At 44.1% G+C, this 13726-nt stretch carries 15 protein-coding genes; 8 read left to right on the forward strand and 7 right to left on the reverse strand.

Translation table 11 applies throughout. The features are described 5' to 3' along the window. Positions 1 to 2 precede the first annotated feature (2 nt). Positions 3 to 443 (reverse strand): type II 3-dehydroquinate dehydratase, encoded by a 441-nt coding sequence (gene aroQ / locus ACMXYN_RS04380; protein ID WP_415893661.1) that lies wholly within the window; start codon positions 441 to 443, stop codon positions 3 to 5. 320 nt (positions 444 to 763) lie between these two features. Here aroQ and ACMXYN_RS04385 point away from each other — a divergent pair, with 320 nt between their 5' ends. After that, positions 764 to 1531: a ParA family protein gene (locus ACMXYN_RS04385; RefSeq protein ID WP_415894463.1), complete on the forward strand. Its 768-nt coding sequence runs from the start codon at positions 764 to 766 to the stop codon at positions 1529 to 1531. A gap of 62 nt (positions 1532 to 1593) precedes the next feature. Here the strand turns inward: ACMXYN_RS04385 and ACMXYN_RS04390 are convergent, their stop codons facing one another. From ACMXYN_RS04390 to ACMXYN_RS04400, 3 genes are all read right to left on the reverse strand, one after another. Then, a complete protein-coding gene (locus ACMXYN_RS04390; protein ID WP_415893662.1) occupies positions 1594 to 2061 on the reverse strand; it encodes a hypothetical protein in 468 nt (155 codons plus the stop codon). A 157-nt stretch (positions 2062 to 2218) separates the two neighbouring features. Beyond that, positions 2219 to 2752 carry an inorganic diphosphatase gene (gene ppa, locus ACMXYN_RS04395; RefSeq protein ID WP_299180651.1) on the reverse strand — a complete coding sequence of 178 codons (534 nt, stop codon included), beginning with the start codon at positions 2750 to 2752 and terminating at the stop codon, positions 2219 to 2221. Positions 2753 to 2858: 106 nt separating this feature from the next. Continuing rightward, a complete protein-coding gene (locus tag ACMXYN_RS04400) occupies positions 2859 to 3860 on the reverse strand; it encodes a class 1 fructose-bisphosphatase (protein WP_415887241.1) in 1002 nt (333 codons plus the stop codon). A gap of 259 nt (positions 3861 to 4119) precedes the next feature. Between ACMXYN_RS04400 and mpl the strand changes: the two genes are divergently transcribed. The 5 genes from mpl to ACMXYN_RS04425 all read left to right on the forward strand — a co-directional run bounded on the left by mpl (position 4120) and on the right by ACMXYN_RS04425 (position 8560). Beyond that, positions 4120 to 5493, forward strand: coding sequence for a UDP-N-acetylmuramate:L-alanyl-gamma-D-glutamyl-meso-diaminopimelate ligase (gene mpl, locus ACMXYN_RS04405; protein ID WP_415893663.1), 1374 nt, complete (start codon positions 4120 to 4122; stop codon positions 5491 to 5493). A gap of 25 nt (positions 5494 to 5518) precedes the next feature. Next, a complete protein-coding gene (locus ACMXYN_RS04410; protein ID WP_415893664.1) occupies positions 5519 to 6142 on the forward strand; it encodes a flavin prenyltransferase UbiX in 624 nt (207 codons plus the stop codon). Between the two features lie 118 nt (positions 6143 to 6260). Further along, positions 6261 to 6944 carry a tRNA (adenosine(37)-N6)-threonylcarbamoyltransferase complex dimerization subunit type 1 TsaB gene (gene tsaB / locus ACMXYN_RS04415; protein WP_415893665.1) on the forward strand — a complete coding sequence of 228 codons (684 nt, stop codon included), beginning with the start codon at positions 6261 to 6263 and terminating at the stop codon, positions 6942 to 6944. Beyond that, positions 6945 to 7748, forward strand: coding sequence for an undecaprenyl-diphosphate phosphatase (locus tag ACMXYN_RS04420; protein ID WP_415893666.1), 804 nt, complete (start codon positions 6945 to 6947; stop codon positions 7746 to 7748). A gap of 17 nt (positions 7749 to 7765) precedes the next feature. After that, a complete protein-coding gene (locus ACMXYN_RS04425) occupies positions 7766 to 8560 on the forward strand; it encodes a class I SAM-dependent methyltransferase (protein ID WP_415893667.1) in 795 nt (264 codons plus the stop codon). A gap of 24 nt (positions 8561 to 8584) precedes the next feature. Here ACMXYN_RS04425 and plsB read toward each other — a convergent pair whose 3' ends face one another. Further along, positions 8585 to 10894: a glycerol-3-phosphate 1-O-acyltransferase PlsB gene (gene plsB / locus ACMXYN_RS04430; RefSeq protein WP_415893668.1), complete on the reverse strand. Its 2310-nt coding sequence runs from the start codon at positions 10892 to 10894 to the stop codon at positions 8585 to 8587. Between the two features lie 14 nt (positions 10895 to 10908). Further along, entirely contained in the window at positions 10909 to 11121 is a 213-nt protein-coding gene (locus tag ACMXYN_RS04435) for a SlyX family protein (protein WP_415890531.1), read from the reverse strand. 219 nt (positions 11122 to 11340) lie between these two features. Between ACMXYN_RS04435 and ACMXYN_RS04440 the strand changes: the two genes are divergently transcribed. Beyond that, positions 11341 to 11772 (forward strand): cold-shock protein, encoded by a 432-nt coding sequence (locus ACMXYN_RS04440; protein ID WP_415893669.1) that lies wholly within the window; start codon positions 11341 to 11343, stop codon positions 11770 to 11772. 57 nt (positions 11773 to 11829) lie between these two features. Here the strand turns inward: ACMXYN_RS04440 and ACMXYN_RS04445 are convergent, their stop codons facing one another. Next, the gene (locus ACMXYN_RS04445; RefSeq protein WP_415893670.1) at positions 11830 to 12444 is read right to left on the reverse strand and encodes a DsbA family protein; all 615 of its coding nucleotides are present in this window, start codon (positions 12442 to 12444) and stop codon (positions 11830 to 11832) included. Positions 12445 to 12680: 236 nt separating this feature from the next. On the opposite strand from ACMXYN_RS04445, the gene ACMXYN_RS04450 reads away from it, so the two are divergent. Beyond that, on the forward strand, positions 12681 to 13718 hold the full coding sequence (locus tag ACMXYN_RS04450) for an NAD(P)H-dependent flavin oxidoreductase (RefSeq protein ID WP_415893671.1): 1038 nt from the start codon (positions 12681 to 12683) through the stop codon (positions 13716 to 13718). Positions 13719 to 13726 lie beyond the last annotated feature (8 nt).

Raw genomic sequence — 13726 nt, forward strand, 5'->3', positions numbered from 1 at the left:
TATTATTCGGCAATCTTTCGAACAGCAGATTGCAAAGCAAATTCATATCCCTGTGCACCTAAACCACAAATTACGCCATCAGCTACATCTGAGAGATAAGAATGATGGCGGAAAGTTTCACGAGCGTGGACGTTGGATAAGTGAACCTCAATAAAAGGAATACTTACGCCCAATAATGCATCGCGAAGGGCAATACTTGTGTGAGTAAAAGCAGCGGGATTTATAATTATGTAAGCAACACCTTCGTCCTGAGCTGCATGGATGCGTTCGATCAGGACATATTCGCGGTTGCTTTGGCAATGAACCAACTCGTGCCCACTATTTTTGGCTTGTTCAACCAAATTTTGGCAAATGTCATCCAATGTATCTGATCCATATACTTCAGGCTCACGCTTCCCAAGAAGGTTAAGATTAGGGCCGTTTAGCAGCAGGATCTTTGCCATGACTAGTTTCCAGAAAGTGGGCTATTTTTCACGATTGAGCCCATAGTTTGCCGTAGTCTCTTTATCTTGTCTACATCTATGCAAGTTTTTGCTGTTTTGCTTCATTTTTACCGAAAATGCCTTCTAATTCCCTACGAAACATGAATATAAAATGAATTTTTGCTGCTTTGGTGTATTTGATTTTACTAATATTCGTTCTTTTGGCTATAGTTTGAGGTTTTTAGCTACAAGTTTGTTGACGTTGCCTTCAATATTGTGGATATTGCAATGCGGAAGTTGTGTTTTAAACAAACGGCAGCAAGTGAAGGATTCTGATAATGATTAGACGGGTTGTATTTAACCAGAAGGGCGGCGTTGGTAAATCTAGCATCGCGATTAACCTAGCGGCGATCAGTGCGGCGCGTGGTAAACGTACTTTGGTTATTGATTTGGATCCCCAGTGTAACTCTAGCCATTATCTTTTAGGTGAAGATTATCAAGAGGTTGCACCAGATATTCGCGACTTCTTTGAACAAACGCTCACATTTCAGCTGAAGCCTGAAGGGCCAGAATATTTTATTCATCAAACTCCGTACGAAAATTTGAGTGTGATGCCCGCAAATGCTGAGCTGGGAGACCTTCAGTCCAAGCTAGAGTCTAAGCACAAGATTTATAAACTGCGTGATGCCTTAGATAAGTTAGCGGATGATTACGATGTGGTTTATATCGATACACCTCCTGCATTTAACTTTTATACCTTATCGGCGCTAGTTGCTTCTGAGCGCTGTTTGATTCCGTTTGATTGTGATGAATTTGCTCGGCAGGCTTTATATAGTTTGTTGGCGAATGTGCATGAAACTCGTGAAGATCATAATGATAAGCTGGAAGTTGAAGGGATTGTGGTGAATCAGTTCCAGCCGCGTGCCAGTCTACCAAAGCGTATTGTGGGTGAGTTGTTGGATGATGACTTACCTGTACTGGAAACCAAAATCTCCGCATCGGTTAAAATGCGTGAATCTCATGACGACACTTGCCCGTTGATTCATTTTGCACCTAAGCACAAACTTACTCAGGAATTTGTGACGTTATTCGAAGAGTTAGCTCACTAAATTTTAGGTTGGACATAAAAAAAGCTGCATTAATGCAGCTTTTTTTATGCTTGAAGGGCGCCCTAACAGGTTTGTTCTTCTTTTGTAGGTGCGTTACAAGCAAGCTCTTCTGGTGCAACGACTGCGCTTCCAATAAGTAATGAGCCTTTGTGCTCACCAACATACATCTTTGTGGTGGAACGTTTGTTATTATTGTCGATGAAGACAATGTTAAGTTGACCGGAAGGTTTTAAATTCAGCTCATAGGTTTTGCCATCTTGAACATAGCTAGGGTCTGTTCCCTCAGCAATAGGTTCGATGAAAATACGACGAATCTGACGGCCTTTGAAACCAGATTTAATATATTTCTGTAATGAGCGACGAGACCCCTTGTCGACACCTTCCCAGTTAATCAGATTAAAAATACCTTGAGCATCACGGCTGCCAAAAGAGTTGAGGTAATTTTGTACCAACTCACGGTTCTGATCGGCGAAAGCGCTGTTGGAGATCAGGATTGCGAAAGCAGTAATAAGTGTCTTTCGAAGTGTCATTTTTCACCTCTGTTTTTATGAATTTCCTGAGACAGCTGTGCTTAGTATATATTTTTTTTAGCTTACGAAAAGCTGAATGACGTTGAGATAGGGAATTTTATGTAATAAAAAACCCCGCGAAGCGGGGTTTTTTGAATCAGACTGGCAAAAGAGAAACTTATTTAGCTTCTTCGTACGCCTTAACGCCAGCAACGATAGCTTCTTTAGCTGCTGCAGCGTTGCCCCAACCTTCAACTTTAACCCACTTGCCTTCTTCTAGACCTTTGTAGTTTTCGAAGAAGTGCTTGATGCGGTCAAGTTCTAGCTGTGGAAGATCTTCAATGTCGTTCACATCACGGTAAGCTTTAGTTAGCTTGTCGTGTGGTACAGCAACTAGCTTAGCGTCTTCACCAGCTTCGTCTGTCATGTTAAGAACGCCTACTGGGCGGCAACGGATAACAGAACCAGCGATTACTGGGTAAGGAGTCAGAACTAGTACGTCTAGTGCGTCGCCATCGTCAGCTAGTGTGTTGTTGATATAACCGTAGTTAGCTGGGTAGAACATTGGTGCAGCCATGAAACGGTCAACGAAGATCGCGTCTTCTTCTTTCTCGATCTCGTATTTAACCGGAGAACTTTCTGCCGGAATTTCGATGATTACGTACAGATCGTTTGGCAGATCTTTACCTGCTGGTACTTGTGCGAAGCCCATGTTTGTCTTCCTGTAAGTAGTTTTGAAAAGGTTACATCTAAAGTCTGGGGATTATGTCCCAGACTTTAGCGGTTATGAATACTACTTAAAGCTGAAACGTATAACTTTAAGTATTGAGTTTAGCTGCTTGACCGTCACCAGATTCAGCGTGGTACGACAGCAGAGTCTCTACTTCATTTTTAGAGCCTAGCGCCACACCGCTGCGCTGGTGAATATGAGTTGGCTCTAAATCCATAATGTTTTTGTAGCAAGTGCTAGAGATGCCATCTGCTTGCTCAATCAGCATGCTCATTGGGTTGCCTTCGTACATTAGGCGAAGTTTGCCCGGCTTAGTTACGTCACGGCTATCCCATGGGTAGCAGAAAATTCCGCCACGAGTAAGAACGCGGTGAACTTCAGCAACCATGGAAGCAATCCAGCGCATGTTGAAGTTCTTGCCGCGCACACCTTCGGAGCCTTCTAGAAGGTCACCAACATAGTTACGCATCTCTTCTTCCCAGAAGCGGTGGTTCGACATGTTGATAGCAAACTCTTTAGTGTCCGCTGGGATAGTCACTTTTTCACGCGTAAGGATGAAATCACCAGTGTGAGCCAATGTGAAGAAGTTCACGCCGTTACCAGTAGTCAGAGCAAGAATAGAAGACTGACCGTATAAGACATAACCCGCAGCAATCTGCTTGCGGCCTGTCTGCAGGTACGCTTCATCAGAGCTTGGGTCCATACCTTCTGGAAGTTCTAGAATAGAGAAAATCGTACCTACTGAAACGTTGATGTCGATATTCGAAGAACCGTCTAGTGGATCGAAAATTACTAGGTATTTGCCTTCAGGGTTACCGGCTACAGGGTGGTCTTCTTCCTCAGATGCCAAGCCTGCTACTAGAGGGTTATCTAGTAAGAATTTTTTCAGAAGATCGTTTGCGATCACGTCCATCTTTTTCTGGGTTTCACCCTGGACGTTGGTGTTGTCTGTGGATCCCAAAACTCCAGCTAATTCACCTTCACGAAGTTGGATCGCAACTTCTTTACAGGCAAGCATTAAGGTGCCAATCAAATCAACTAATTTGTCTTCGGTTTCCTGTTGTTTCAGGAACTGGCTCAGCAGAAGCATTCTTGTATTTTCTCTCAAATAGAGTGGTTGGAAAGTTGGCTGGGAATTTTACGTGAAACTTTGATGAAATGCATGGGGTGTTGAGGGATTTAGGTTAAGAAATGCTCAGTATTTTGGCCAAGGAATAGGGATTTTTACGCAATCTTAAAAATAGTCGTGTATACGGGCTGCTATCGGAGCTCCTAAACAGGCAATTTGGTTGTGAGGCCGGTTATTAAAACTGCTATGATGACGGTCGCTTTTTTGAAGGAGTATACGGGTGCATATTCATATTCTAGGTATTTGCGGAACCTTTATGGGATCGCTGGCAATATTGGCTAAACAGCTAGGGCATAAAGTGACGGGTTCCGATCAAAATGTGTACCCACCTATGAGTACGCAGCTTGAATCCCAAGGTATTGAGCTGATTCAGGGGTTTGATCCTTCACAATTTTCACCCGAGCCGGATTTAGTTGTTGTTGGCAATGCTATGTCCCGCGGTAATCCAGCGGTTGAATATGTACTGAATAAAGGGCTGAAATATACCTCCGGCCCGCAATGGTTATCAGAGCATCTGCTTCAAGATAAATGGGTGTTAGCAGTATCGGGTACCCATGGTAAAACTACGACTTCAACTATGCTGGCTTGGATCTTAGATCATGCAGATATGAAGCCAGGTTTCCTGATTGGTGGAGTACCGTTGGATTTCGGAGTTTCAGCTCGTGTAGGCGATTCCCCTTTCTTTGTTATAGAAGCAGACGAGTACGATACTGCCTTCTTTGATAAACGTTCTAAGTTTGTTCACTACCATCCACGTACTCTGATTATGAATAATTTGGAGTACGATCATGCTGATATATTCCCTGATTTAGCAGCGATTCAAAGACAGTTTCACCATGTCGTAAGAATCGTGCCAGAAAATGGTCAGATTATTCTTCCGCAAGGGGAGAGTGCATTAGAGGAAGTTATCGAGATGGGGTGCTGGACCGAGGTGTCCAGAACTAGCTTAGAATCTGATACCAGTGAATGGCAGGCGAAATTACTGACTGAGGACGGTAGTCAGTTTGAAGTGCTCCATCAAGGAAAAGTGCAAGGTACTGTTACTTGGCAGATGACAGGCCGCCACAACGTTAAAAATGGATTAGTTGCTATTGCTGCGGCGAGAAACGTAGGCGTTCAGCCTCATCATGCTGTGGAAGCGTTGAATGCGTTTGCAGGCGTTAAACGTCGTATGGAGCTGCTAGATACCGTTGCAGGAATCTCGGTTTATGATGACTTTGCGCATCACCCAACAGCAATTAGCACTACTTTGCAGGGCATTCGAGCACAGGTTGGAGATGCTAAAATAGTAGCAGTGGTTGAGCCTCGCTCAAATACGATGCGCTTAGGTACACATCAATCTTGGTTGGCTGAGTCGGTCGAGTTGGCAGACCAAGTTTGCTGGTATCAGCCAGAAGGATTGAACTGGTCGCTCGATAAAGTCGTAGAACAGGGTCAAGTGCCAGCGCAGGTATTTTCGCAAACGCAAACACTTATTAATGAGCTTGTGCCGACGCTAGAACCAGATACACACATTGTCATTATGAGTAATGGTGGTTTTGAAGGTATTCATCAGCGGTTATTGGCAAAACTACGTGAGCGTTTTGAAGGTTAGTTATTCAAGTTAGGTTTTAAGATTTATGAGTACTACTGAGCAAGAGAAAATTACTTTAGCTATTACAGGCGCTTCTGGTGCGCAGTATGGCTTGAGGCTTTTACAGTGTTTATTGGCTGAAGGCCTGCAAGTTTTCGTAATGATCTCGCGTGCAGCTCAAGTTGTGATTAATACGGAAACAGATCTTAAATTACCGGGTACGCCTTCTGATCAAGAGTCTTATCTTGCAAATTTGTACTCAGCCAAAGATGGGCAGTTAAAGGTATTTGGGCGTGAGCAGTGGATGGCGCCAGTCGCTTCAGGTTCCGGAGCACCGAGTCGGATGGTTGTATGCCCCTGTAGTACAGGGAGTTTATCTGCGATTGCTACGGGTGCCAGTAACAATTTGATTGAGCGAGCTGCAGATGTGGCTCTAAAAGAGCGTCGTCAGCTTATTTTAGTGCCACGAGAAGCCCCTTATTCTGAAATCCATTTAGAACATATGTTAAAACTGACCCGTATGGGTGCAGTGATGATTCCTGCGAGTCCAGGTTTTTATAACCGCCCGGAAACGGTGGAAGATATGATCGATTTTGTGGTCGCACGAATCCTTAATCAATTAGGGATAGAGCAAAGCCTTTTACCTCGTTGGGGCGAAGAGCTTATTTAGATGCAAAAAAGCTACCTTGCAGGTAGAATTGCGCCCTAAATTGGAGATGATCGTGCCTATAGCTATAGATAGTCGTCCCCTCCATAGGTAAATTTTTTATTCCAAAGTGATCTGATTAATGTCCAAAATTTTAGCGCTTGATACTTCTACTGATGCTTGTTCTGTAGCTTTGAGTCTTAACGGTGAAATTCAGGAAGATTTTCGGATCATCCCTCGTCAACATACTCAGCAGCTTCTACCGATGGTGCAGGAAATGTTGGCGAATGCACAGTTAGCTGTAACTGATTTAGATGCGATCGCGTTTGGACGTGGTCCGGGTTCGTTCGCAGGTATTCGAATTGCCACTGGTGTTACTCAAGGCTTAGCTTACGCTGCAGATTTACCTGTGCTGCCTGTATCTACTCTGGCTGCGCTTGCTTTAGCCGCATCTGATAAAGAGCAAGTTTCGTCCGTTGTGGCTGCTTTAGATGCTCGTATGAATGAGATCTATGTGGCGAGCTACCAAATCGAATCAGGTGAGCTGACAACGCTTTTAGATGAAAAAGTATGTGCGCCTGCGGAACTAAGCCTTGGTGAAGGTTCCTATTTTGCAGTGGGCAGTGGCTGGCGTTATCTCGAAGATATGAGTTCAGACACCCAGAACGCCATTTCTGTGAGCGAAGAGCTTTATTATCCCTCCGCAGCTTACATGCTTAAACTAGCCGAACAAGATTGGACGCAAGGAAAAGCGGTTGCAGCAGATAAGGCCTTGCCTGTTTACCTCCGTGATGAAGTTGCGTGGAAGAAAAAGGATCAACAATAGATGGATTTTTTTCAGGTCATTATTCTGGCCTTACTTCAGGGATTGACGGAATTTCTGCCGATCAGTAGCTCTGCTCACCTTATTTTGCCTTCCCAACTTCTGGATTGGCCTGATCAGGGGCTAGCGTTTGATGTGGGTGTGCATGTTGGAACTTTGTTGGCTGTAGTTGCGTATTTTCGTCAAGATTTGGTTCAGATGTTTTGTGCTTGGCTACAAAGTTTATCGGGTCATCATTCTCCAAATTCGCGTTTGGCGTGGTTAGTGATTTTGGCGACATTGCCAGCGATGTTTGTTGGTTTTGTTCTCAATGATTTTATTGATCAAAACCTACGCTCAATGTTGGTGATTGCGGGAACTACGCTGATCTTTGGTGCCTTATTATGCTGGGCTGATCTATTCAGAGCGGAAACTCGCCAAATTGATTCGTTGAAAGTTAAAGATGCTCTTGTGATTGGTTGTGCTCAAGCACTAGCGCTAATTCCGGGTACATCTCGAAGTGGTATTACGATCTCTGCAGCCTTAATGCTTGGTTTAGAAAGGCAGGCTGCTGCACGCTACTCTTTTCTACTCTCTGTGCCAATCATTCTAGGGGCTGGTCTTGTTAAGGGCTTAGATCTCTATGCTCAAGGTGAAAGTGCTCCTTGGTTGATGGTTGCTCTAGGTACTTTGATTGCAGGTATTAGTGCATTCAGCTGTATCCATTTTTTCCTTAAATGGTTAGACCGTATTGGGATGCAGCCATTTGTTGTATACCGTATGATTCTGGGTATCTTCCTTTTAGTTATCTGGTTTACCACCGCTTAAGGCTTTTCGGTTTTTTAATGTCTAATCCAGTTCTTACAGATATAGTCATTGTTCCAATGCATGCTGATTTTGCTGAACAAGCAGAGCAGTTTGCCGCTAGATTGCAGCTACCAATCAAATCACCTGATCAAGCTCATGACTGCTCTTTAGAGTTACAGCTTTCCGAACAAGGTTTAAGGCTGCAACCTTGTGGCAAAAAAGCGCCAGGTCCAACTTACGCTGATTTTGTTTCAGGTGCGGTTGCCCACCGACGTCAGTTTGGTGGTGGTAAAGGTCAGATGATTGCCAAAGCCGTGGGTATTAAAGGCGGCATAACGCCACAAGTGCTAGATGCTACTGCAGGTTTAGGTAAAGATGCCTTTGTATTGGCAACCTTAGGTTGCGATATGACCTTGCTAGAACGTTCACCAATTGTTCATGCACTCCTAGAGGACGGTTTAAACCGTGCTGCAGAAAGTGAAGTGGCTGATATTGTCGAGCGTATGCAGCTACATAATGCGAATAGTATTGAGTGGATGCAGGCTCAGGCTAAACAGGGCACAACCTTTCAAGTGGTTTACCTCGATCCTATGTTTCCCCACAACGATAAGAGTGCATTAGTGAAAAAAGAGATGCGCGCGTTTCGCCCAGTAGTAGGGGACGATCTGGATGCAGATCAGTTATTGGATGCGGCATTAGCGATAGCCGAAAACCGCGTTGTGGTTAAACGTCCGCGTAAAGCTCCCTTTTTGGCGGATCGAAAACCTTCTTTGCAGTTCCAAGGAAAATCTAGCCGCTATGATATCTATCCACTGAAAAAGCTTGAGGCTTAGTTTTCATTAAGCGACTGGTTTAGGTTAACGCTCTCTAAGTTTGTGATCGATCAGTGAGATCATATGCGGGCGCAGAATTTTGTTCGCTTGTTTAAACAAACTTTCGCTATCAAAATTTGCTTTGATCCTAGCGTTCTCTTCCCGAATAAAGTCTAAATTACGCAGCTGTTTGATAAAGGATTTTAATACTTGCTCATCTTTATATTCAGGCGTGCTGTAGCCATATTCTAAGTGGATCTTTTCTGCAATCTGTTGGCTGCTATGGATAAGATCGTCGCGGCTAATCTCTTCATATCGCGTGAGTACTCGAAGCACAATATAGTAACGCAGAAGAATCGGCTCAGCGTTGAGTATAAGTGTGTTAACTAGTGCGTTAGAGGTTGTTTTCCACACTTGAGGCTCAGCCTCTTCAAGCAGGTTCTGTTCTAGTAGTCCATCTCGAATCTGCTTTAGCTGATCTGTGAGCTCTTCCATTTTGTAAGGCAAAAACAGTTCGGCCTGTAAAAATGGATAGAGCATACGGATAGTTCGATTGATGTTTTGCGCGCGTGGTGACTCCAAGCGGTGAGCAAGTAGCAAGTACATGCTGGGCAGTACTAACATATGTTGAATGTTATTACGGTAAAAGCTCATCTCTTGTGCTTGAGCCTGATTGATCTCTACCAGATTTAGCTTGGTTTCTAGCTGCCTCATATTGTGGGCGCTTTGTATCCAATCAGAAGGTTTTCCGTCTGGCAGTAGAGCTGTGTTTGGGTAGAGCTGTGTTAATAAGTTGAGCAAACGCGTGCTTTTATCACTCAGTTCTGCAACGGATTGCAGCTGACTACCGCTCAGTAAACAGGTGGCCAACAAGCTGCTTTTGGTAACGCCAGCTGCTTGGTTGATATTGCACATCACTTGCTGAGAGATATTGGTGACATCTTCTTCTAGGGAAAGGCTATAATCAGAGTGCTCTTCCAGAGGTATAGGTTTACCGAAACTGAGCAGTGTCTCACCAAACTTCTGTCTTAGGATTTTTAGCGATGAGAAAAATTCAGTAAATGACTCTCGCTTCTTCTTGGCCCCGGCTAACTCTTTTTGGTAACTGCGGCTTTCGACTAGACGATCATAACCAATCCAAACTGGTATAAGAGCAACGGGCTTGGGACTACCTTCACGGAAAGAGTCGATACTCATCGAGAGGAGGCCGGTTTTGGCTGGCAGTAATCGGCCGGTGCGGCTTCGCCCACCTTCAATAAAGTATTCTAAGGCGTGGCCTCTATGGCTCATCTGCTCCAAATAGGTTTTATATAAGCAGGCGTAAAGCGGATCGCCATGAAACTTACGACGCATAAAGATCGCGCCGCCGCGTTTTAAAATGGGTCCGACAATCGGGATGTTGAGGTTTTCACCTGCAGCGACATGGGGAATCATTAAACCATGGCGATATAGAGCCCAAGATAACAACAGATAATCCATGTGACTGCGATGGCAGGGTAGGTAGATAATCTGATGGGTTTTAGAAATCTCTTGAATTTCTGCCGTGTTATGAATTTTTACCCCGTTGTAAAGGCGTTTCCATACCCAGTTAAGAATGGGGTCTAAGAGTCTGATTGTTGTTGGGCTGTAGTTCGCTGCGATTTTATCAAGGGTTTTAAAACAGTGTCTTTCGATTCTATGACGACTGGTATTTCTCTCAGCTGCTTGTAGATCTATAGCCTTTTGTACATTGGGGTGCTTCAGTACCAAAGAGATCAGTGTTCGGCGATGGGAAAGGTCTGGACCAATGATTGATGCTCGAAGAATGCTGAAGTGCGTGCGTAGAACCCTAGCGGTTTTTCGTGCGATGGACTCAATATTGTCTTCTTTAACCATCAACTGTTGCAGATCTAGTGGTTTATCCACAGAAACCAGTGTTTGGCGACCATTGATAAGGAGCTGCATGAAGCTGCCTAAAGGGCCCGCTTTATGCCATGTTTCAGTACAGAGCAGATTAAGCCAAGATTTTTCTCTGTTTGGACGTCGACCATGGAAAATCGCTACAGGGATGATCTGTATATTTAGTTTAGGGTTGCTTTGCTGTGTTGCTACGATCTCTGTTAAATCTTCTTTAAGCGGGCTTTTGCCTTCTGAATCAGCAAAAAGAAGCTGCTGCTCCATAAAGGAGATACCTTGCTTTTGCAGTAAGTTTTTTAACAGAAGCTGGTGGCTTAAACGGTCGTTTTCCAGAATGTAATAAGTATTACGAGTAGAGTTTGCCTGCAATAGTTCTGGGTTTACCACGCGAGGACGGGTAACGATACTGATGAATTGCCGACCTAAATAATGTAAACCGCTTTGTAACAACGACAGCATATTTCCCTTTTGCCTCAATAATGTGGAGGGGGTGGCTCATTTTCGCCAGCACCAGCAACTCCGTCCACCGTTAGGTTTTTCAACTGCTGGTTCATGATCTTGAGCATACGCTTTAAACGCTCGAGTTCAATCTCCTGAGATGCAACCATGTTATTTAATTTATCCAGAGTGTCTTCTTGAAACGCCACGCGGGTTTCTAGCTCTGTAATGCGTTCTTGATCGTTCATTGAATGGATCCAAGCCGTGCGTGTTATTGAGATTTAGCATAGTTTATCAGACTCGGATATTAAACGAATGTGGCTTATTTACGGGATTAACAATATAAGCTGTTGAAAAAAATCACGAAATTCGATATACCTCTCTGTTTGGTAGGGATAATCTTTATTCCGCCAGTACAAGTGCTATTCATGTGATAAATGACAATATAATACAATGAGGGTTAATCAGTGATTCGTAGTCTGATTGTGAGTGCTATCGCGGCCGTTTTAGTGCCAGTTCTGTTAGGTTCGGTAGCAGGTGTTGAGGTAGAGTTATCTAATATTGCTGCTGTGGCAGTTGTGTTTGTAGTGACTTTTGCTGCTTCTTTCTTTGCGGCGTCTGGTAACAATACTGAAGCAGATGCTTCTGTAGTCAATGGTGCAGAAGAAGAATATATCGACGAAAACGATGACCGTGAGCAGGGCACCGTTAAGTGGTTTAACGTGTCTAAAGGTTTCGGCTTTATCACCCGTGGTGAAGACGATGACGTATTTGTTCACTTCCGTAATATTCGTGGTCGTGGCCACCGATCTTTGGCAGAAGGTCAAAAGGTACGCTTCCATGTACGTGAGAGTGATAAAGGTCTTCAGGCGGAAGATGTTTCTGTTGTAAGAGACTAAGCTCATTCCAACGGGGTTGCTGTTCTGGTAACCCCGTTGTATTTACCTCTGTAATTCTCACCTGCCTAAAATTGCTTCAATTCTTCTCGTTACTTCCTCGATTCCACAATAGCCATAGCTAATTGCATGTGCTCCGGCTTCTGTTGCAATAAATAGCGAAGGAAACCCTTGAGCGCCAAGCGCGTGGCTTTGTTGTATTTGTTGCTCTAATCCTGTTTGGGCTTCAGGGCTAGTCATTAGTGCGCTGAAACTGTCTTTGTCCAACCCAATCTCTGCAGCAAGGTTAGTAAGTACTTCTATATCTGAAGGGTTTAAAGCCTTTTGGTAATAGGCTTGTTGAATGGCTTCTACCATATCAAAAGCAGAGTCTGACTCGAGCTGCTCAGCGGCAATCACGGCGCGACAGGCTGGATAAGTGCTACGTCTTGGCGTGTTCTTGCTCCAGAAGTCGAAATTGAATTTGGCTCCAGTATGTTCTTCAATATGCTGCCAGATTGAGATCAGTTTTTGTTGCATCGTTTCAGGCATTGGCACATCAGAGTCGGGGGCTAAGCCTCCCATCAGTAATTGCCACTGCAATTCTGGATACTTGTCCTTTAAGTGGGAAATAACCGGTGAAAATGCCCAACACCAGCTACACATTGGGTCCATGACATAGATGAATTTGTTCATGTTTAACCTTCTATCTGGAAGTTCAGTTACACCACTTAAGTGATTCTTACAGACCTATATTACAGTGAGATAGTTCCATAATTATCTGTAGTTTTACTTAAATTTAGATCTTAGTTCTCTTTCAGTGAACAAATGGTTCTTTAAAAATCGTTAGTTAAGCGTACTTTCACTGGTTAGACTCCCGAGGAAAGCACGTACCTGCTCAACCTATTAGCTTTGTAGTCGAAGGATAATGTATGAATATGAATGAAATGTTAGGTGTTGATGTCGCTATTATCCAAGCGCCTATGGCTGGAGTGCAGGATTGGCGTCTAGCTGCTGCTGTTTCTGATGCAGGTGGATTAGGCTCTATTCCATGTGGGATGTTATCTACGGAGCAGATATGTGCCGAAATCGAGCAGTTTAGAGCGTATACAGATCGTCCTTTCAACCTTAACTTCTTTTGTCATAAGGTTCCTGCAGTAAGTGATCAGGAGATAGCTGCTTGGATCGATCAGTTATCGCCTTACTATCAGGAAGCTGGACTAGAGCCTGAATACAGTGCGAAAGCGTCGCGTATGCCTTTTAGCAAAGAGACTGCTGATGCGATCGAAAAATACGCGCCGCCTGTGATGAGTTTTCATTTTGGGTTACCAGAACCCGATCTTCTAGCGCGAGTAAAAGCCTGGGGAGCGACAGTGCTTTCGAGTGCGACAACGGTCGAAGAGGGTATTTGGTTAGCAGCAAATGGTGCTGATATGGTGATTGCCCAAGGTGTTGAAGCTGGCGGTCATCGTGGTATGTTTTTAACCAAGGATTTGGAAACCCAGTTGGATACAAAAACGTTGGTAGCAAAATTATCTGCGGAGCTTTCGATTCCAGTGATTGCTGCGGGTGGTATTGCTGACCAGAGCGATATTAAAGATATGTTGGGTCTAGGTGCTCAAGGAGTGCAGATAGGTACAACTTATCTGCTATGCGATGAGGCTAAGACGAGCGATATCCATCGGGGGATGTTGCAGCAGACAGATACACCTACTGCCATTACCAATCTTTTCTCAGGTCGACCTGCTAGAGGTATTCGAAATCGGGTTATGCAAGATTTGGATGACTGGTCAGAAGTGGCATTGGCTTTTCCTTTCTCTACTCAGGCGATTACCCCTTTACGTAGTTATGCCGAAAGCAAAGGCTTAGGTGATTTTACGCCCTTGTGGTCAGGCGAAAATCGTTCTGGATGTAAGGCTATATCTGCACAGGATTTAACTGTCGAATTGTCGTTAGCCTTTAAAGCATAAGTTAACTG

This window comes from Neptuniibacter sp. PT8_73 (assembly GCF_047778045.1).
In the GTDB taxonomy this organism is placed as follows: domain Bacteria; phylum Pseudomonadota; class Gammaproteobacteria; order Pseudomonadales; family Balneatricaceae; genus Neptuniibacter.

What these genes read in the sequence shown, in the direction of transcription:
- aroQ (WP_415893661.1), bottom strand. Translation starts at nt 443, where the DNA reads ATGGCAAAGATCCTGCTGCTAAACGGCCCTAATCTTAACCTTCTTGGG.
- ACMXYN_RS04390 (WP_415893662.1), bottom strand. Translation starts at nt 2,061, where the DNA reads ATGACACTTCGAAAGACACTTATTACTGCTTTCGCAATCCTGATCTCC.
- ppa (WP_299180651.1), bottom strand. Translation starts at nt 2,752, where the DNA reads ATGGGCTTCGCACAAGTACCAGCAGGTAAAGATCTGCCAAACGATCTG.
- ACMXYN_RS04400 (WP_415887241.1), bottom strand. Translation starts at nt 3,860, where the DNA reads ATGCTTCTGCTGAGCCAGTTCCTGAAACAACAGGAAACCGAAGACAAA.
- ACMXYN_RS04410 (WP_415893664.1), top strand. Translation starts at nt 5,519, where the DNA reads ATGAGTACTACTGAGCAAGAGAAAATTACTTTAGCTATTACAGGCGCT.
- tsaB (WP_415893665.1), top strand. Translation starts at nt 6,261, where the DNA reads ATGTCCAAAATTTTAGCGCTTGATACTTCTACTGATGCTTGTTCTGTA.
- ACMXYN_RS04420 (WP_415893666.1), top strand. Translation starts at nt 6,945, where the DNA reads ATGGATTTTTTTCAGGTCATTATTCTGGCCTTACTTCAGGGATTGACG.
- ACMXYN_RS04425 (WP_415893667.1), top strand. Translation starts at nt 7,766, where the DNA reads ATGTCTAATCCAGTTCTTACAGATATAGTCATTGTTCCAATGCATGCT.
- plsB (WP_415893668.1), bottom strand. Translation starts at nt 10,894, where the DNA reads ATGCTGTCGTTGTTACAAAGCGGTTTACATTATTTAGGTCGGCAATTC.
- ACMXYN_RS04435 (WP_415890531.1), bottom strand. Translation starts at nt 11,121, where the DNA reads ATGAACGATCAAGAACGCATTACAGAGCTAGAAACCCGCGTGGCGTTT.
- ACMXYN_RS04445 (WP_415893670.1), bottom strand. Translation starts at nt 12,444, where the DNA reads ATGAACAAATTCATCTATGTCATGGACCCAATGTGTAGCTGGTGTTGG.
- ACMXYN_RS04450 (WP_415893671.1), top strand. Translation starts at nt 12,681, where the DNA reads ATGAATATGAATGAAATGTTAGGTGTTGATGTCGCTATTATCCAAGCG.